General features: G+C 62.1%; 13 protein-coding genes. 9 read left to right on the forward strand and 4 right to left on the reverse strand.

Going from position 1 to position 17,997, the window contains the following annotated elements; genetic code table 11:
• The first annotated feature begins 1,390 nt into the window (after positions 1-1,390).
• Together BMY06_RS04690 and BMY06_RS04695 are read left to right on the forward strand one after the other, a co-directional pair.
• A complete protein-coding gene (locus tag BMY06_RS04690) occupies positions 1,391-2,599 on the forward strand; it encodes an AAA family ATPase (protein WP_065061489.1) in 1,209 nt (402 codons plus the stop codon).
• Positions 2,596-3,591, forward strand: coding sequence for a ParB/RepB/Spo0J family partition protein (locus BMY06_RS04695; protein ID WP_065061546.1), 996 nt, complete (start codon positions 2,596-2,598; stop codon positions 3,589-3,591). The genes BMY06_RS04690 and BMY06_RS04695 overlap by 4 nt, the downstream gene beginning before the upstream one ends.
• 2,485 nt (positions 3,592-6,076) lie before the next feature.
• Here the strand turns inward: BMY06_RS04695 and BMY06_RS04700 are convergent.
• The 3 genes from BMY06_RS04700 to BMY06_RS04710 form a co-directional block, all read right to left on the reverse strand.
• Positions 6,077-6,679 (reverse strand): flavin reductase family protein, encoded by a 603-nt coding sequence (locus tag BMY06_RS04700; RefSeq protein ID WP_065061490.1) that lies wholly within the window; start codon positions 6,677-6,679, stop codon positions 6,077-6,079.
• 97 nt (positions 6,680-6,776) lie between these two features.
• Positions 6,777-7,841 (reverse strand): cell division protein ZapE, encoded by a 1,065-nt coding sequence (gene zapE / locus BMY06_RS04705; RefSeq protein WP_074982158.1) that lies wholly within the window; start codon positions 7,839-7,841, stop codon positions 6,777-6,779.
• A gap of 180 nt (positions 7,842-8,021) precedes the next feature.
• The gene (locus BMY06_RS04710) at positions 8,022-9,281 is read right to left on the reverse strand and encodes a DUF2252 family protein (RefSeq protein WP_065061491.1); all 1,260 of its coding nucleotides are present in this window, start codon (positions 9,279-9,281) and stop codon (positions 8,022-8,024) included.
• Between the two features lie 395 nt (positions 9,282-9,676).
• Between BMY06_RS04710 and BMY06_RS04715 the strand changes: the two genes are divergently transcribed.
• Together BMY06_RS04715 and BMY06_RS04720 are read left to right on the forward strand one after the other, a co-directional pair.
• Positions 9,677-10,042 (forward strand): hypothetical protein, encoded by a 366-nt coding sequence (locus BMY06_RS04715; RefSeq protein WP_124263265.1) that lies wholly within the window; start codon positions 9,677-9,679, stop codon positions 10,040-10,042.
• 92 nt (positions 10,043-10,134) lie between these two features.
• Entirely contained in the window at positions 10,135-12,246 is a 2,112-nt protein-coding gene (locus BMY06_RS04720) for a phosphocholine-specific phospholipase C (RefSeq protein ID WP_074981805.1), read from the forward strand.
• A gap of 113 nt (positions 12,247-12,359) precedes the next feature.
• Here the strand turns inward: BMY06_RS04720 and BMY06_RS04725 are convergent, their stop codons facing one another.
• Positions 12,360-13,235, reverse strand: coding sequence for a LysR family transcriptional regulator (locus BMY06_RS04725; RefSeq protein ID WP_074981807.1), 876 nt, complete (start codon positions 13,233-13,235; stop codon positions 12,360-12,362).
• A gap of 113 nt (positions 13,236-13,348) precedes the next feature.
• Between BMY06_RS04725 and BMY06_RS04730 the strand changes: the two genes are divergently transcribed.
• The 5 genes from BMY06_RS04730 (at position 13,349) to BMY06_RS04750 (ending at position 17,954) form a co-directional block, all read left to right on the forward strand.
• A complete protein-coding gene (locus BMY06_RS04730; protein WP_065061495.1) occupies positions 13,349-13,774 on the forward strand; it encodes a VOC family protein in 426 nt (141 codons plus the stop codon).
• Between the two features lie 158 nt (positions 13,775-13,932).
• Positions 13,933-14,934, forward strand: a complete 1,002-nt coding sequence (locus BMY06_RS04735; RefSeq protein ID WP_074981809.1) for an ABC transporter substrate-binding protein — start codon at positions 13,933-13,935, stop codon at positions 14,932-14,934.
• 25 nt (positions 14,935-14,959) lie between these two features.
• Positions 14,960-15,997 carry an ABC transporter permease gene (locus tag BMY06_RS04740; protein ID WP_080180892.1) on the forward strand — a complete coding sequence of 346 codons (1,038 nt, stop codon included), beginning with the start codon at positions 14,960-14,962 and terminating at the stop codon, positions 15,995-15,997.
• The gene (locus BMY06_RS04745) at positions 15,991-16,857 is read left to right on the forward strand and encodes an ABC transporter ATP-binding protein (protein ID WP_065061498.1); all 867 of its coding nucleotides are present in this window, start codon (positions 15,991-15,993) and stop codon (positions 16,855-16,857) included. The genes BMY06_RS04740 and BMY06_RS04745 overlap by 7 nt, the downstream gene beginning before the upstream one ends.
• A gap of 50 nt (positions 16,858-16,907) precedes the next feature.
• Positions 16,908-17,954, forward strand: a complete 1,047-nt coding sequence (locus tag BMY06_RS04750; protein WP_065061499.1) for an ABC transporter substrate-binding protein — start codon at positions 16,908-16,910, stop codon at positions 17,952-17,954.
• Positions 17,955-17,997 lie beyond the last annotated feature (43 nt).

A 17,997-nucleotide genomic window follows, 5' to 3' on the forward strand; every position in this document is an offset into this window, starting at 1 on the left:
TTGCTGGGTCGTCGTCCTTCGACCGATGTCCTCCGACATTCGCGTGCTCTCTCCGTCGATATTGGCCGCGACTCTATCACTCCTCAAACACAAGTCAACACAATAAACGTTACCTGATGCAGGGTGTGGATTGGGGGCCGGCACAAAAACCGTACCTTGCTGCACATAGAACGCGACATCACTTGCACAAAAAACGGCAATCCATTGCACATAAATCGCTGCCTCTTGCACATAGACCGATGCTTCTGGATGCCAAGTGCTTGATTGTGAACGATCCCGAGCCTGCTGTTAGTGGGTTTGTGGGTTTTCTATCTTTAAGTAAACAAACCAACCCGGTGCTGCAAAAGACGCTTCGCGCAAATTTCGACGCAGATTGCCTTGCAACACGAAGGCGAATTTCTGCGCGAGAGGTAGATTTGCTGGCCATTTACAGGGAGGAGTGTGAGCCAGACGGGCGTATTTCGATCCCTCATCGAGCGATTCGGGCATACAAGCCTTGGCGAGAGGCAACGTTTTGTGTGCGTCTGCTATTCCAGGAGGTGACGTTTTTTGTGCATGACCGTTTTCAGCTGCGGCGACGTGAGATGAAGCCCGGAGAAATCTCCTCGAGGTAACGATTTTTGTGCGTCGACGGAGGGCGACCTTGAAGGTCACGTTTTCTGTGCAGGGCCGTGGGGCATCGCGAGGGTAACGTTTAATGTGCAGCGATCGCGGAAAGGTCGGAACGTGCCTGCGTCGATCGAAAGAGGTCACTCAAGGACATCGTGGTAACGGTTTTTGTGCGTTCGTAGAGGCGGAGCACGGCCCGTAGCGACGCGATACTGCACACGCGACTGCACAGAAATGCAATTTGGCAGAACTGCATCGGAAAGGTGACGTTTTTTGTGCAATGCGTGAGCGCTTGTCGCCGCCAAGGCTTATCCGCTCTGGAGACCGGGATTCAGAGGTAACGGAATTTGTGCGAGGTCGGGCGTCGCGGCGATAGATCGCGGATTAGCTGCACAAAATCCGTTACCGCGGAACGATGGCGCGAAGCGGTGAATCCGCGATTCAGGAAAGCGCACAAAAACCGTGACCTCGGTGCGACTCGCCGAAGGAGAAGTCAGAAAAGCGCGAGAAAATAGAACGCAATTGAAGGCAGCCAGGCAAAATCACCTGTCATTCAACTGACGATTTGCTGAAGAATTAAGCAGGCCGCCGAAAACCCCTCTAAACGCCTCTTAGCGGGCTTGAGGGTCCGGCGAAGGCCTGAGCCTTGACCAAGGTCCGGGAAGCCCGCAAAAGACGAATAAAAAGGTCGTTTTTTTAAAATACTGGCCTCAATCAGTGTGTTCTGAAACGCTTTTCCTGTATTCTACGCTTTATCCAAATTCCGATAAAAAGCGTATTAATGGCAAAGACTATCGAATTCCCATCAATTGATCGGCGCGTCGACCTTTCGACGGTTACGCAATTCGCGGAGGAAGCCGGTCATCTGTCAGAAGAGCTTCGGGAAATGATGCTGGCACCGAAGCCGCGCAAGGCAGCGCCTACGTTCACGTCGGCGCAGGTCGCCGAGATGTGCGGTATCGACCGCATCAAGCTGAATAACCTGCTGGCCACGCGCGAAGGATTGCCGCAAGGCGAGGCGCAAGGTTCGGGGCGCAGCCGCGTGTTTACGTTGCCTGATGCACGCACCTGGGTCCAGCAGGTTTCGGATATTTATCAGACGCCGCTGCACACCGGCGTGCGCGACGCGGACGGCAAGGTGCTGCTCGTCGCCAACTTCAAGGGCGGCTCGACCAAGACCACGACCACGATGTGCCTGGCGCAAGGTCTGACGCTGCGCGGCCGGCGCGTGCTGCTGATCGACCTCGATCCGCAGGCGTCGCTCACGGAATTGTGCGGTTTGTACGCGGAAAAGGAAGTGACAGAAGACAGTACGGTCCTGCCGTACATCTACGATCCGCACATGGAAGGCGGTCTGCTTAATTTCGTGCAGCCGACTTATTGGGATGGCCTCGATGTCATTCCGGCGCACCCCACGCTGTTCTCGGCGGAATTTCATATTCCGGGTACCGTGATCAAGAACCCGGGCTTCAAATTCTGGGACCTCTTGCGTCAGGGCGTGGAGACGCTGCGCCAGCACTACGACTACATCATTCTCGATACGGCGCCGTCGCTGTCGTATCTGACGATCAACGCACTGATGGCCGCCGACGCGATGGTCATGCCGCTGGTGCCCGAGAGTCTCGACTTCATCAGTTCTGTATCGTTCTGGAGTCTGTTCTCCGATCTCGCGCACACGATCATGGAGCGCGGCGACGAAAAGACCTATGACTTCGTCTCAGTGCTGCTGTCGAAGGTGGATTACGGCAAGACATCGTCGGCGCCGGTCGTACGCTCGTGGGTGCAGCGCACCTATAAGGACTGGCTGAGCGCGATCGAAGTGCCAGCAAGCTCGGCGATGAGTAACGGCGCGCTTGCCATGGCAACGGTATTCGACATCAGCAAGGGCGATCTCGCCGATAAAACGGTCGCACGCGTGCGCCAGCCGCTTACCGATTACGTGCGCTGGATCGACGATCTTTACGTAGAACAATGGAGGGCCGGCAAGTGAGTTCATTCCGCGACAAGATGGCGGCGAAGACTGCCGAGCTCGGTTCGACGGCAGAGCGTCAGACGACCACCGAGCGTCCTGCGGCGCCGCCGCCCGAGCCGCGCCGCAGCAGCGCGTTCAAGACCGGCCCGGGTATGCTCGGCGCGCTTGCGGTTGCGCAGCAGCGCATTCAGGAACTGGAGACCAAGAGCGACAAGCTCATGCTGCCAGTGAACGCGATCCAGCCGAACCCGTGGCAGCCGCGCAAGATTTTCAGCGACGAAGGTTTGGCTTCGCTGGCTGAATCGATTCGCGAAGTGGGCCTCGTTGAACCGGTTGTCGTGCGGCGCTCGGATAACGGCTATCAACTGATCGCCGGGGAGCGACGCCTGCGTGCGCACGTGCTGCTGCACGAGGAAGAGATCCGCGCGTCGGTGATCGACTGTTCGGATCAGGATATGGCAGTGCTGGCGCTCGTCGAGAACGTTGGCCGCGAAGACCTGACTGACTACGAAATCGCTCAATCGCTGCGTCGTGCCGAGCACGAATTCCCGACGCGCACGCGCATGGCTGAGGCGCTGGGTATGTCGCGTAAAGGGCTGTATCGATTTCTCGCCTTCGAAAGCCTGCCGGATTTTGTGCGCCGGGACCTCGATTTGAATCCGCGTCTGCTGGGTGGATCGGCAGCGGATGAGATTGTGTCGGCGATCAAGAAGCACGGCGCGGCAGGGCTCGCGTCGGCTCGCGAACTTTGGCCGGCGGTGGTGGCAGGGACGCTCGATCAGGGTAAGCTGGCTGCGGCGATCGGCGCTCAGTCGAACCGGACCGTGGATGAGCGCAGCGTGTCGGAACGTAGCATCGAGAAGATTTTCTCGGGCAAGAGTCACGCGGGCAGCATCACGAAGGATACGAATAGCTTCACAGTGAAGCTCAAGACCGGCGTGCTTTCCGATGCGCAGGAGACGCAGATTCGCGAACTCATCAGCCAACTGTTTAACGTGAAGCCTGGCTGATGGTTGGTATGTAGGATGTACGCTGACATTCGAAGCCCGCATATGCGGGCTTTTTTTATTGCTGTCGCGGAAAGGGGAGGGTGTGTCGAGTCGACACGGACTGGGGGATGGGATGGTGTTGGGGCGCTTGAAGCTGTGTCGAGTCGACACAGCGTTGCGACTCGCGGCGGGAGGGTTTGCTGGTGATGTCGCTCTGGCTTCGCTCGGGATGGAATCGGTTGCGATCAGGTTGTCTGCCTCGATGTGTCGAGTCGACACGCTTCAGGTTTTCGCAGTGCTGGGTTATCTAGATCCCTCTACGCAATCTCGATCGGAGAGAAAGTTGATAGCCGCGAGGTAAGGAAAGGGCGGACGTGTGTCGAGTCGACACAGCTTGTAAAACCCTTGCTGATTCGCCTTGTATCGCGTCTGACGAAGATCTTGGCTTTGTTCGCGATAAGCAGAAGTTCTTTTCAAGTTCGCCGGTCTGACCGAATGTGCCGAGTCGACACACGATGGTATTTCGTGACGTGCGTTTGATTGATGGCGTGGAGCGCCGGGAACGCAGCGCTCTGCACGGAACAGATCCGATGTCGGGGGTAGGAGCGTGTGTCGAGTCGACACACGAAGCGCGCTCGCCGTGAAGCAATATCTCATGGCGGATACCTGGCCGTTTCGGTAATCAGTTGAGGTCACCCGAGTGGCCGGGAAGAGTAGGCGCTTGCTGTGTCGACTCGACACAAGATCGACGTAAGGCGCCGTGCGCGGAAAATTCGCTGCGCGATCTACGTAGCTTGGCCCGGCGCGATCGTGGTGACTCGCGACAGGGGGCCATTGCCGTGTGTCGACTCGACACAGGTTTCTGATCAGCCAAACGGACCGGCTCTGCACGACTTGGCAAACCGGCTTCAGACATTCAACCTGTGAAGCGCCCGTTGAGTTTGATTGTGTCGACTTGACACACCATCTGCGTCCGTTGCTGCCCCAAGTACAATCGCTGGGCGGGGTGATCGCCAAGGGGGATCCGCGACATCCTCCTTTGTTAGAACTGGCACTGGCAATCGTGGCGACTAGATGATGCGCGAGTCTGTGTCGAGACGACACGACACAACACAAAACCAGTTGTTGACGTTCTGTCTCCCTTTGGTTACTTAACGATTCATGTGTCGAGTCGACGCATCAATCACCTCTGATTCGCAGCCATGATGGCCGCAATGACCCGCTCAAAGGAGCCCCGGGTGCATGAGGAGGGGCGCACCGCCGAACTGAGCCCACTGTGTCGAATCGACACAGTGCTACATCGAGTGCTCGGTTCGCAGCGCCGTCGCCGAATCGACCAAACCGCCAGAGTCAAATCAGTCTGACGTGTGCCGGCAGCATGCTGGGGTCACAACCTGTGTCGACTCGACACAGGCCAACCTTTCTTCTGCCCGGAAATAGCACTGCGCCCGACTAGCCTCATTGCAGTGCCGAACGCGCGCCGCGCACTCATCGAGCGCACGCGGATATTCGACAGCAAATCGCTTAAGTCGCGCCCTTTGCGATGTGTCGACTCGACACAATGAAGTGTGTCGAACGCTTAGCGGTGGTGGGGAAGGGTTGCGAGGTTTGCAGGAAGGTATCCAGCGCTTCGGCAAATACCAGGCGAAACATGTGTCGACTTCATACTCGGTACGCTTAGCGGGGGACAATGACGATTCGCGAACGGGGTTGGACGAAGTTCACCAGCCGCACTCTCAGACTGCTTAACCGAACATCAAAAGGGCGGACGAGCCGAATTGAAATTTTTCTTTGGCTGCGCTCGTTGCACCAGGCGCCCGGCAGAAGTCACACCAACCGAAGACCAGCCTGATGCGAATGGTTTGCCGAACGCAGCATGATGGCGCACGAGCGAATCGATCGGCCCTCAATCATCAGCGGCTGTCCTGACAAACGATTTCGAGTCGGCGGTCTATCGGTCACTACGGCACACGAGCCATCGGGACTTTCGCACCGGATGACCGCCAGGCGCGCGCGCAAACGGCGATTGGACTCGACACTAATCTTGCAGACTCTCGGCATGGCCAGACAGTCTCATATCACCCCGTCGAGATGAGCCGCTTCCATATTCCATTAACGCAACTAACGGTACAAATAGGCGCGAAATTCTAGCTATATCCACCTCTAAATCCGGCGCTAGAACCCTTGGGACCGCGTCACCGCGCCCGCTAGAGCATCCAGACGCCGCCTCGCGTGAAACATTTCAGAAAATATCGCCAAATCGCTGAAACGCCCGTGGGGCGGACGATTCAGCGATTGAGCTACGGGTTCAACCCCCAATGTTCCACGGATGGGTGAACTTTCGAACCTAAAAACTACCGGCCGACCCTCACTGCGAGCCCAAAAAACCCAGAGCAAGGCCTCAATGTATAAAACACTACGTATTTTGTAATTATCGAAGCCAAATTAGCGCGCTGCGGTGCCAAAAAACCATCAAAACCTCGCCCGCACCACGCCAATCCCGCATTTAACCACCAATTTCCCGCGCTTTCACCATCCCGCTCGCGCGCGCGAAATTCCCGGCGCCCAAATGATGAAGCGTGTGCAGGTCGGTGTTGCTATCGTCGAAGATCCAATGTCCGTTGTTGAACACCCGCGGATCCGCAGCCGCCGACACCACTTCGCAGAAACACGTGTCGTAAGCATCCTCGGTATGCTTCTCCGGAATCAGCCTGCACTCCATCCACGCCGCGCAGCCCTTTTCGAGCAACGGCAGTCCGAGCACCGGCCCCGTCACCGCATCGATGCCGAAGCGTTCGAACTTGTCCGCGTCGCGGCCGCTAATCGTACCGACCGCAAAAGTCAGATCCATCGCCGCGAAGCCCGGCACGCAAACACCGAACGTGCCGCTCGCCTGAATGAGCTCGCGCGTGAACGTTTTCTTGTCGATGACCACCGCGAGACGCGGCGGCGTGAATTCGACCGGCATCGACCATGCGGCTGCCATGATGTTGCGACGCTTGCCGTCGGAACTCGTGACGAGCACCGTCGGGCCGTGATTGATCAGCCGGCTCGCGTGCTCGAGCTTGACGGGTTGAAACGCGGGTTGAAAAGAAGAGGGAGAAGTCATCGTGCTGTCTGTCCGCATCGAGTCAAGATTCGACGGACTGTACAACAGATGAAAAAACCGTGCGGCGCGCGCTGAGTCAACCCGCGCGCTGTCGACATCAACCGACCGTTTCCGCATCCGGCGACGAAGCGGCCGCGATGTGTCGTTGCACCAGGCTGCTCGCATAGCCGCGCGATTGCATCTCGGCGAGGCGGCTCGTCGTGCGCGACACATCGTGCGCGCCGTCGAGTCCTTCAAGCGCCGCGCGAATCGGCCGGTCGGACGCGATGAACAGCGCGTGTTTGCGATCGTAGAGAATATCGACGAGCCAGACGAATCGCTGCAGCACGTCGCCGCGCTTGAGCAGCGACGTGTCGAGGCCATCGAGAATCAGACCCTGCCAGCGTTCCGCGAGGGCAAGATAATCGAGGTGCGAACGGTGAGTGCCGCACAGCGCATCGAAATCGGCCCACACCAGTTGCTTGCCCGCAGCCGTGACGGCGAGCGGTCGCCCCGCGACCTCGATGGTCGCCGGATGCACCGCGCCTTGTGCCTCATACTCGCGATAGATCGACCACAACGCCTCGCGCGTGCCGTCGAGCGGCGCGAAGTAGCGCTGCTCCGTGGCTTGCGCGCCGAGTTCGCGATAATCGCGCGCACCGTCGAAGGCGATCACCTTGAAGTGCCGCGCGATCAACGCGATGGTCGGCTCGAAGCGCGCGTGAAACTCGGGATCGGGCAGCAGATTGTCGGGGCTGTAATTCGAGGTCAGCACGATGCGCGTGCCTTGTTCGAGCGCCGTTTCGAGAAAGCGCCCGATCAGAAAAGCATCGGCGATATCGTGGACGTGAAATTCATCGAAGTAGAGCAGATCGACGTCTTCGAGCCACGCGCGCGAGACGTCGCCAAGACGATCGTCGCTGCGCGGCGCCTGCACGAGCCGGCGATTCACTTCGCGCGTGAACTCGTGAAAATGAATGCGCCGCTTCGGGCATTGCGCGAGCGCGAACACCGTATCGACGACCAGACTCTTGCCGCGTCCCGGCAGCCCGTGACAGTACACGCCCTGCGTGCCTTCGCGATTGATCATGGCCAGCAACGCGTCGATCGCGAGGCGCTGACTGTCGTCCGCACGAATAGCTTTGGCAGCGAGTGCGCGAATGACGGCGGACGGATCGAGCATGCGGATAAAAACGGGAAGGGCTTCGGAAAACGCGCGCGGCGCACGACGCGCAATGCGCACGGCACTCACGACACAACCGCGCCAGTTTAACAGGGGGCCCGAATCGCGCGCCCGCTCGCGGGCAGTCGTTCGCGCCCCGTTGTGCTGGTTTTGTGCGTCCGTCGCGCGTGCATTGCGGCGTCAGTTGACACCTGTCGCGTAGCGTCGGCAATGTTCCAGATAGCCCGCTTCGTGACTGCTTGCGAGTTGCACGACGCTGTTCCAGAGCCAGAGCGGCGCGTTGATCGTCTTCGAACGATTGCGCCGCAATTCTGCGAGCCACGCGCGTCGCGAGGGCGGGTCCATCTGCCGCGCGTGCGCTTTACCGACGACCGCCGCAAGATAGAAGGCGACCGCGCGCGCATCGTCCTTGTCGAGTTCGTCGATCTCGAGCTTGAGATCTTGCGGCAGCAATTCGCGGATCACCACCGCGCGATCGAGCATGCGTGCGGCCCGCATGCGCTCGCCGAGAAACGGCGAAAGATGACGCGCGCCCTCGACGACGCGCTCGGCGTTGTCGCGCGGCATCGATGCGTCTTCATAACGTGGCGCGGCCGCCTTCACGCCTTCCTTGATGTCCATGAGACAGAGATCGTCGCCTTCGATCACGCCACCATCGACGTCGAGCAACACCGCATAGCGCAGACGTCCGAGCGAACTGCAACCCTTCACCCAGTACGCCGCGTCGAGCACTTCGACTTTGCCTGCGTCGTTGCGCCCGCGCAGTCCTGTGGGCAAACTGGCGATCGCTTCGTCGCGGAAAATCTCCGTGATTGCCTTGTTTTCAGCGCGCGTGAGCGGCCAGAAGCGTTTGCCGAACGGAATTGTCGGCTTGAGATCCTCGATACGTTCTTGCGCGAGATGCTTCCATGATCGACGCACGGCAAGTTTCATCGCAAGGTGAACGGGTTCGGGGCGATCAGGAAGCTTCGGATTCCTATGCTTGATGGCGAACGCCGATTCATAGCCCGCCGCAAGCGCTTCCATCATATGCACGATCGTCAATCCTGAGAGCGATGAGCCGCGCGCCGCCGTCGCCAGCGAAAGGCCGAGGCGAATCAGATCGTGCACCGGATTGCCGATCACGGTCTGATCGAGATCGCGAATATGCACTTCGACCTTGCCGTCCTGATTCGCGACTGGACCGAGATTGCCGGTATGGCAGTCGCCGCAGATCCAGATCGCCGGGCCATGCGGCAGCGAGCTGCCGTTGGATTCGTTGATCCATGCATAGAATTGCGCGGTGTTGCCGCGTACGTACGCATGCGGCGAGCGCGCCATTTTCAGGCGTCGCTGTTCAGTCAGGATTGCCTGGCGTTCGGATGATTTTGGAAAGCGCGTGGACCGCTTTGCGTGATGGGCTTGTCGGCTGGGTTTCTTCGATTTTTTTTCATGGGCCATGATGCATCCTCGCTCGCGCGGGTGACGTTGCTCGGCAATACCGCGTTCATTGTGCGCGCATAGGCAGCAAACCCAGCAAACGGCGTGCCGCACGACATTACGAATTGAAAGGCTGTAATGAGCGAATCGCGACGCCGCGCGCGAATGCGCGAACTCGCGAGGGTGGGCCAATGTGCACGCCCGCGCGCGCCGTCATAAAAATTAAAAGCAGTTTCGCTACACTTCAGCGTTGCCTTACCGCTGCTTACCTGCGGTGAGGGCATCGCTCGGGCCGCTCCTCGAGCCGTTGTTGCACCTCTCTCTGGTTGGAGACTTCGATGACGGTCGATTTCGCGCCGGTGCGCCCGCTATGGTGGAGCGCGCCGCGCAAACGTTTGAGCTTGCCCGGAGCGCGCATGTCCATGCGCGCGCGTGCCGTGACGTTCGTCTGTGCGATTACCGCCTGCGCGTTCAGCGCGTGCAGCGATCGCGCGGATGACGCACGCGTCTCACTCACGTCGGGCGCCGCGCGCGAACTGGCCGACGTGCAGCCTTCCGCGCAACGAGCACAGCCATCGCAGCCGTCGCAGCAGCAACCGCTCGCTGCCACGTTCGCGCCCGCGTCCGATTCCACTGCATCGAATTCAACCGATACCACCAGCAGCGCGACCGCGTTGCCGGCGAATACCGTGCGTTCGCCCGCGCAGCCTTCCGCGAGCGACGGCGCGCAAAGCGCGCAGAACGAACCACTCGCCACACCCGAGATTCACACCGCCGATTGACGCCCCCGGCCGCGCGACGTTTGCCGCTTGCCGGACGAACCGGCGTCGGCGCATCGCGCGCGCTTTCTCAACCTGAAGATGGAAACCAGAACATGACTTCGAGAAGCCGCCGTGACTTTCTCCGCACCGCCGCGATGAGCGCCGGTTCGGCCACCGCCCTGACGATGCTGCCGCAAGGCATCCGCAACGCGCTCGCAATTCCCGCGAACAATCGCACGGGCAGCATCAAGGATGTCGAGCACATCGTGATTCTCATGCAGGAGAACCGTTCGTTCGACCATTACTTCGGCACGCTGCGCGGCGTGCGCGGTTTCGGCGACACGCGCGCCATCACGCTGCCCAATGGCAAGCCGGTTTGGAATCAGCCGCTCGCAGCGGGTGTCGGCGAAGTGCTGCCGTTCCATCCGACCGCCGCCAATCTCGGCCTGCAGTTCCTTCAGGATCTGCCGCACGACTGGCCCACCACGCACGCCGCGTGGAACGGCGGCCGTTACGATCAGTGGGTGCCGTCGAAGGGCACGACGACGATGGCGTATCTCACGCGCGACGACATTCCGTTCCACTATCAACTCGCGGACGCCTTCACGATCTGCGACGCCTATCACTGTTCGACGCTGACCTCGACCGACCCGAACCGCTACTACATGTGGACCGGCTGGGTGGGCAACGACGGCAGCGGCGGTGGCCCGGTGGTCGACAACGCCGAAGCGGGCTACGGCTGGTCCACGTATCCGGAAGTGCTGCAAAACGCGGGTATTTCGTGGAAGATCTATCAGGACGTGGGCGAGGGCCTCGACGCGAAGGGCGCGTGGGGCTGGACCGGCGACAACCCGTATATCGGCAATTACGGCGACAACTCGCTGCTGTACTTCACGCAATACCAGAACGCGCAGCCGGGCAACCCGCTTTATGATCGCGCGCGCACGGGCACGAACGTGCTCGCGGGCGGCGGCTATTTCGACGTGCTCAAGCAGGACGTGGCCAACAACACGCTGCCGCAGGTTTCGTGGATCGTCGCGCCCGAAGCCTATTCGGAGCATCCGAACTGGCCCGCGAACTACGGTGCGTGGTACGTGGATCAGGTGCTGCAGATTCTCACCTCGAATCCCGATCTCTGGAGCAAGACCGTGCTGCTCGTGAACTACGACGAGAACGACGGCTTCTTCGATCACCTTGCGCCGCCGTTCCCGCCCGCGTCGAGCGCGAACGGTCTGTCGACGGTCGATACCACCAACGAGATTTTCCCCGGCAGCAGCAAATACGCGTCGGGGCCGTACGGTCTCGGACCGCGCGTGCCGATGCTGGTGGTCTCGCCGTGGTCGCGCGGCGGCTGGGTGTGCTCCGAAACCTTCGATCACACCTCGGTGATTCGCTTCATCGAAAAACGCTTCGGAGTCCATCACGATTTGCGTGAGGCGAATATCACGCCGTGGCGTCGCGCCGTGTGTGGCGACCTGACCGCTGCGTTCGACTTCGCCACGCCGAATGCCGCGCTGCCCACGCTGCCTCCGACCACCGGCTACGCGCCGCCGGACCAGAACCGTCACCCCGATTACGTGCCGCTGCCGCCGGCCGTCGGCGCGGTGCCGAAGCAGGAATCTGGCGTGCGTCACGCACGCGCGCTACCGTACGAACTGTTCGTGCGTTTCAACGCGAACGTGTCGACGGGCACGGCGGCCGCGCACTTCATCAACACGGGCCGCGCGGGCGCAGTGTTCCTGCTCTACACGGCGGGCAGTCTCGATGCGCCGCGCACCTACACGGTGGAATCAGGCAAGCGTCTTGAAGACAAGCTCACGATTGGCCTGACCGGCGCCTACGATTTCACCGTGCATGGTCCGAACGGCTTCCTGCGCCGCTTCGCGGGCAAGCAGGTGCAGACTGGCTGGTTCGGCAGCGACGTGGCGCGTCCGGAAGTGGCGGAAGGCTACGACGTGGCGAACGGCAATCTGCAACTGCGTCTGGAAAACACGGGCCACGCGCGCTGCCAGTTCACGATCGTCAACGCGTATGACCCGAGCACGAAGATCCAGCACACGGTGCGCGGCGGCGATACGGAGCAACTCTATCTCGACCTGCGCAACGCGCACGGCTGGTACGACCTGACCATTACCGTCGATAGCGACGCGACGTTCGTGCGCCGCATTGCCGGCCACGTGGAAACGGGCCGTCCGAGCTATAGCGATCCGGCACTCGGCGCATGAGGATTGTCGACAGCGTTTGAGCGCGCGTGCGTCGATCGGTCATCCGACGCATGCGCTCGAACAGATGAAGCCACGGTGCCGCCCGCGCGGCGCGCCGTGGCTTTTTCAATGCTTCAGGCGTCGCGCTGAGCCTGTTCTTCCAGCAAGCCGAGCAAGCGTTTCGCCGATTCGCTCATCTGCCGCGCCGCGCGATGCACGATGCCGATGTCGCGGTGAAACACGTGATGGCCGAGATCGAGCGCGCGCACTTTCGCGGGCCATTTCCGGTAGGTGGCCGTTTGCGGCACAAGCGCCACGCCCACGCCATTCTCGACGAGCTTGACGATCGCTTCGAGTTCGTCGAGTTCGCAGATCTCGCGCACGTTCAACTGCATACGCCGCAAGAAGCGATCGACCTGACGTCCGCCGAACGACGCGCGGTCATAGCGGATATACGGTTGCGTGGCGATCAGCTCCATCCAGTCGTTGCCCTTGACGGCACGCGGCACGATCAGCGCGAACGGTTCGCGCCGCAGCGAGGTCCAGCGCAAATCGCTCTGAAGCACGAAGGGCGGACGGATGATGGCGGCGAGATCGGCTTCGCCTGCATCGACGAGATTGATGAGTTCCATCGACAAACCGGGAATTACGCGCGTGTGCGCGCCGGGCCATTGCCGGTAGAACGCGGCGAGCGCGTCGGGCAACAGCGCGCGCTGCACCGAAGCGATTGCGCCGATCGTCACGCGCATCTCGACGGCCGGATCGACGGCAACGGCGCTCAGATTGCCATAGAGACGGATCACTTCCTGCGCCTGCACGAGCAGTTGCTCGCCGCGCGCGTTCAGGCGCGCATGGCGGCCTTCGCGCTCGAAAAGCGCGAAACCCAGTTCGGCTTCGAGCCGCTGCATCTGCGCGCTGACGGCTGCCTGCGTGAGGCCGATGCGCTTGCCCGCAGCGGCGAACGTACCTTCGCGCGCGACAGCAATCAGCGTTTTCAGCTCACGAATCATTCACAAATTTCCTTTATGTATTCGACAATTATATATTGATTTCATTGAGCCAAACCCGTGCGTATGATGAGGCGATTTCCCCACGACACCATCCCCGCAAACCGGAGCGCGTCATGAGTCTTTCCCCCTTCCATCTGGCGATTCCCGTCTACGATCTGGCCGCCGCGCGCGACTTCTACGGCCGCGTGTTCGGTCTCGCGGAAGGCCGTTCGAGCGATGCCTGGGTCGATTTCGACTTCTTCGGTCATCAACTTGTGATTCACGAGCATCCGAAAACGGCGTCGCAGGAAAGCGCACACACGAATCCCGTCGATGGCCACGACGTGCCGGTGCCGCACTTCGGCGTGGTGCTCGAATGGACGCAGTGGGAAGCGCTCGCGGAGCGCCTGCGCGCCTTCGGCACGGCGTTCGTGATCGAACCGTATATCCGCTTCCAGGGCCAGGTGGGCGAGCAGGCCACCATGTTCCTGTTCGACCCGTGCGGCAACGCGCTCGAATTCAAGGCGTTCAAGGATATCGGCCAACTGTTTGCAAAGTGACGTTTGCTGAATAATGTTGGCCGAACGCAGGCGCACGAAAACAGTGCGTCCTGCATGCAAAACATAAATAGTGTTTCGATATAAACATATCGAAATAGAATAATTCTCAGCGGTACATATCGTCGCTACGCTTGCAGCCATATTGCACGCGAGGGCCTATGTCCGCTTCTGTCTCCGCTTCCACGTCGTTCCTGCTGCGCCGGCGTCTGCTCGGCGCGTGCGCCGCTGCGCCGCTCGCGGCGCTCGGCCTCGCGACGGCGCCGCGTCGCGCGGCCGCCGCCGATCTTTCGTCGGTTACGCTTGTGCTCGGCGATCAGGCGGGCGGTTTGCGCGCGCTCGTCGAAGCCGCGAAAGGGCTCGACGGCGCGTCTTATCGTTATCGTTGGGCGAATTTTCAGGGCGCCGCGCCGCTGTTCGAAGCGCAGCGCGCGAACGCCGTCGATATCGCGCCTGCGGGCGACTTGCCGGTGCTCGCGGCGGCCACCGGCGATCCGTCACTGCGCATCGTGGCGACGCGCGTCGGCTCGCCCACGCAACTCGGCCTGCTCGTGCCGCAGGATTCGCCGATCCGCACCGTCGCGCAGCTGAAGGGACGCACGATCGCGGTGTCGTCGGCGCGCGGCAGCATTTCCGAATTCCAGCTCTACGGCGCGCTCGCCGAAGCGGGCCTGTCGCGCCACGACGTGAACGTGCGCTACATCCTGCCCGTCGATGCGTTCGCCGCATTCGCCTCGGGCGCGCTCGACGTGTGGGCGACCTTCGATCCGTACTACGGCATCGCGGTGTCGCGCGGCGCGCGCGTGCTGCGCGACGGCACGGGCATCAACAGCGGCCTCAACTTCATCACCGCGTCAGGCGCGGCGCACGCCGACCCGCTCAAGCGCGCCGCCATCGCCGACGTGCTCGTGCGCATCCAGCACGCAGGGCAGTGGGCGCTCGCGAATCCGCAAGCCTACGCGCGCGTCTACGGCACGCTCACGCGCACGCCCGATACGGCGGCGCTCACCATCACGCAGCGCTCCGCGCTCAGGCTGCGCTTCGTGACCGGCGACGATGTCACGACGCTGCAGCGTGTCGCCGACAAAGCCGTGGACGACGGCATTCTGCCGCGCCGCATCGATGTGCGCGCCGTGTCCGATACGCAGATCGGCGCGGCCTGAATCTCGCAACGGAGGACGATCGATCATGACTTCTCGCGCAGCACGAACGTTGACGCTGCCACCGGCGCAACAGACGCAACAGGCCGCGACAGCGCGCGCGCTTTCATCGACCACGCGCGCCGCGCGCGGACGCTGGACAACATGGACCGCCTGGGCGGCATCGCTCGCATGGCTCGGCGCGGCGGCCGTCACGCGCGCCTGGCCGAGCCTCGACGACTGGCCGCACACCGATGCGCTGCTGGCGATCGAACTCGCGCTCGCCGTCGTGGCCGTTCTGCTCGCCTGGCGCGGCGGTCGCGCGGGCGTGGCGCCCGCCATCGCGCCGTGGTTGCTGGCGCTCGCGTTCGGCATCAGCGCGTGGGAGATCGTCACGGCGAAGCTCGAAATCCTGCCGCGTCCGTTCTTCGCGCCGCCGCAAGCGCTCATCGCTGTGTTCTTCGACGATTACGCGCGGCTTTTATCGAGCGTGGCGCATTCGTTCGGATTGCTATCGTTTGGTTATCTGATCGGCGCGGCGACGGGTTTCGTCGTCGGCGTAAGCATCGGCTGGTCGCGCGCGGTGGGCTACTGGCTGCATCCGGTGCTGCGCCTCGTCGGCCCGCTGCCCGCAACGGCCTGGCTGCCGCTCGCGTTCTTCTTTTTTCCGTCGAGCTTCAGCGCAAGCGTATTTCTGGTCGCGCTCGCCACGGCGTTTCCGGTGGCGGTCCTCACGTGGTCGGGCGTGGCGAGCGTGAATGCCGCGTTCTACGACGTCGCGCGCACGCTCGGCGCGCGGCCCGCGTTCCTGATCGTGCGCGTGGCGATTCCTGCGGCGCTGCCGTCGGTGTTCGTCGGCCTGTTCATGGGGTTGGGCGCGTCGTTTTCCGTACTCATCGTCGCCGAGATGATGGGCGTGAAAGCCGGTCTCGGCTGGTATCTGCAATGGGCCCAGGGCTGGGCCGCCTATTCGAACATGTACGCGGGCCTGCTCGTGATGGCGCTGATGTGCTCGGGCCTCATCACGCTGCTCTTTCGCGTGCGCGACCGCCTGCTCGGCTGGCAAAAAGGACTGCTCAAATGGTAGCCGCGACGCTTGCATTGCAACCCGAAGACCTCGCGCCGTACGAGTCGCATGACCCAGCGCCGGAGGATACGCCCATTGGCGCGCGCATCGACGTGCGCAACGTCACGCAGGGTTTCGCGCTGCGCGGGGAAACGCTGCCCGTGCTCGAAGACGTGAGCCTCACGGTCGAACCGGGCGAGTTCGTCGCGCTGCTCGGGCCGAGCGGCTGCGGAAAGTCGACCTTGCTGCGTCTCGTCGCGGGCCTCGATGCGCCGTTGAGCGGCACGCTGCACGCGAACGGCGTACCGATTGCCGGTCCCGATCCATCGCGCGTGCTGGTGTTTCAGGACCCGACGCTGTTTCCGTGGCGCACGGTGCGCGAGAACGTCGGGCTCGGTCCGCAGGCGCAGCGCGCGCGGCGCGGCGGGTTCGCACGCCGCGCGACGTCCGCACATGGCGAAGCCGAGACGCGTATCGACGCCGCGCTCGAACTCGTCGGCCTGAAAGGCTTCGAGCAGGCGTATCCGCATCAACTCTCGGGCGGCATGGCGCAGCGCGCGGCGCTCGCGCGTGCGCTCGTCAACGATCCGGCGCTGCTCGCGCTCGACGAGCCGTTCGGCAAGCTCGATTCGCTCACGCGTATGCGCATGCAATCGGAACTCGTCGCGCTATGGCAGCGCACGCGTGTTTCGGTGCTGCTCGTTACGCATGACGTGGAAGAGGCGCTCGTGATGGCGAACCGCGTGGTGGTGTTCAGCGCGCGGCCTGCGCGCATCGTCGCGCAGGTGCAAAACGACGCGCCGTATCCGCGCCATCGCGACGATCCGAAGATCGTCGAATTGCGGCGTGACGTGCTCGCGCAACTCGGTCTCGATGCGTGAGTGCATCGTCATTAATCAGAATGCCTAAATAATTGTGATACCGATAAACCATGAACCCGACCGACCAACACGCCACGCCGGATCAACCCGTTCAACCCGCACGCCGCACGTGGCTGCGCAACACCGCATTCGCAACCGGCGCGGCCGCGCTGGGCGGACTCGCGTTCGGGCTGCCCGCGTCCCGCGCGCGCGCCGATGAGAACGCCAAACACCTCAAGCTCTCGTGGAACGCGGGCGCGATCTGCACCGCGCCCGTGCCAGTGGCCGCGACGCAAGGCTTTTTCCGCAAGCACGGCCTCGACGTCGAACTCGTGAACTTCGCAGGCTCGACCGATCAACTGCTCGAGGCGATCGCCACGGGCAAATCGGATGCGGGCGTCGGCATGGCGCTACGCTGGATCAAGCCGCTCGAACAGGGTTTCGACGTGAAGCTCACGGCGGGCATTCACGGCGGCTGCATGCGTCTGCTCGCGACGAAGCAGTCGGGCATCGTGGATCTCGCCGGGCTCAAGGGCCGCGCGGTGGGCGTGAGCGACATGGCGAGTCCGGCGAAGAACTTCTTTGCGATCACGCTCAAGAAGATCGGCATCGATCCCGATAGCGACGTGCGCTGGCGTCAGTACCCGGCCAACCTGCTCGGCGAGGCGCTGAAAAAGGGCGAGGTGCAGGCGATCGCGGACGGCGACCCGACCATCTGGACGCTGCGCGAATCGGATCATCTGTACGAGGTGTCGAACAATCTGTGCGGCGAGTACGCGAATCGTGTCTGCTGCGTGCTGGGCGTGCGCGGCACGCTCGTGCGCCGCGATCGCGCGACGGCGCAGGCGCTCACGGCGGCGCTGCTGGAAGCGACGCAATGGACCGCTGATCATCCGGCGGAGGCGGCGAAGGTGTTTTCGGCTTACGCGCCGAACGCCGATGTGAACCAGCTCACGGCCATGCTCAAGAGCCACACGGACGGTCATCATCCGGTGGGCGCGGCGTTCAGGAAGGAAATCGCGCTGTACGCCGACGATCTCAAGACCGTGGGCGTGGTGAACGCGAGCACCGATTCGAATCAGTTCGCGTCGCGCGTGTTCGCGGACGTGCTCGCGTAGCGGAGCAAACGGCGAAGCGTTCGGCGAGCGCCGAACGCCTGCG

The organism is Paraburkholderia tropica, from assembly GCF_900109265.1.
Taxonomy (GTDB): domain Bacteria; phylum Pseudomonadota; class Gammaproteobacteria; order Burkholderiales; family Burkholderiaceae; genus Paraburkholderia; species Paraburkholderia tropica.

Coding starts and splice junctions, on each gene's coding strand:
- BMY06_RS04710 (WP_065061491.1), bottom strand. CDS start 9,281: ATGGCCCATGAAAAAAAATCGAAGAAACCCAGCCGACAAGCCCATCAC.
- BMY06_RS04725 (WP_074981807.1), bottom strand. CDS start 13,235: ATGATTCGTGAGCTGAAAACGCTGATTGCTGTCGCGCGCGAAGGTACG.
- BMY06_RS04735 (WP_074981809.1), top strand. CDS start 13,933: ATGTCCGCTTCTGTCTCCGCTTCCACGTCGTTCCTGCTGCGCCGGCGT.
- BMY06_RS04700 (WP_065061490.1), bottom strand. CDS start 6,679: ATGACTTCTCCCTCTTCTTTTCAACCCGCGTTTCAACCCGTCAAGCTC.
- zapE (WP_074982158.1), bottom strand. CDS start 7,841: ATGCTCGATCCGTCCGCCGTCATTCGCGCACTCGCTGCCAAAGCTATT.
- BMY06_RS04745 (WP_065061498.1), top strand. CDS start 15,991: ATGGTAGCCGCGACGCTTGCATTGCAACCCGAAGACCTCGCGCCGTAC.
- BMY06_RS04740 (WP_080180892.1), top strand. CDS start 14,960: ATGACTTCTCGCGCAGCACGAACGTTGACGCTGCCACCGGCGCAACAG.
- BMY06_RS04730 (WP_065061495.1), top strand. CDS start 13,349: ATGAGTCTTTCCCCCTTCCATCTGGCGATTCCCGTCTACGATCTGGCC.
- BMY06_RS04750 (WP_065061499.1), top strand. CDS start 16,908: ATGAACCCGACCGACCAACACGCCACGCCGGATCAACCCGTTCAACCC.
- BMY06_RS04720 (WP_074981805.1), top strand. CDS start 10,135: ATGACTTCGAGAAGCCGCCGTGACTTTCTCCGCACCGCCGCGATGAGC.
- BMY06_RS04715 (WP_124263265.1), top strand. CDS start 9,677: ATGTCCATGCGCGCGCGTGCCGTGACGTTCGTCTGTGCGATTACCGCC.
- BMY06_RS04690 (WP_065061489.1), top strand. CDS start 1,391: ATGGCAAAGACTATCGAATTCCCATCAATTGATCGGCGCGTCGACCTT.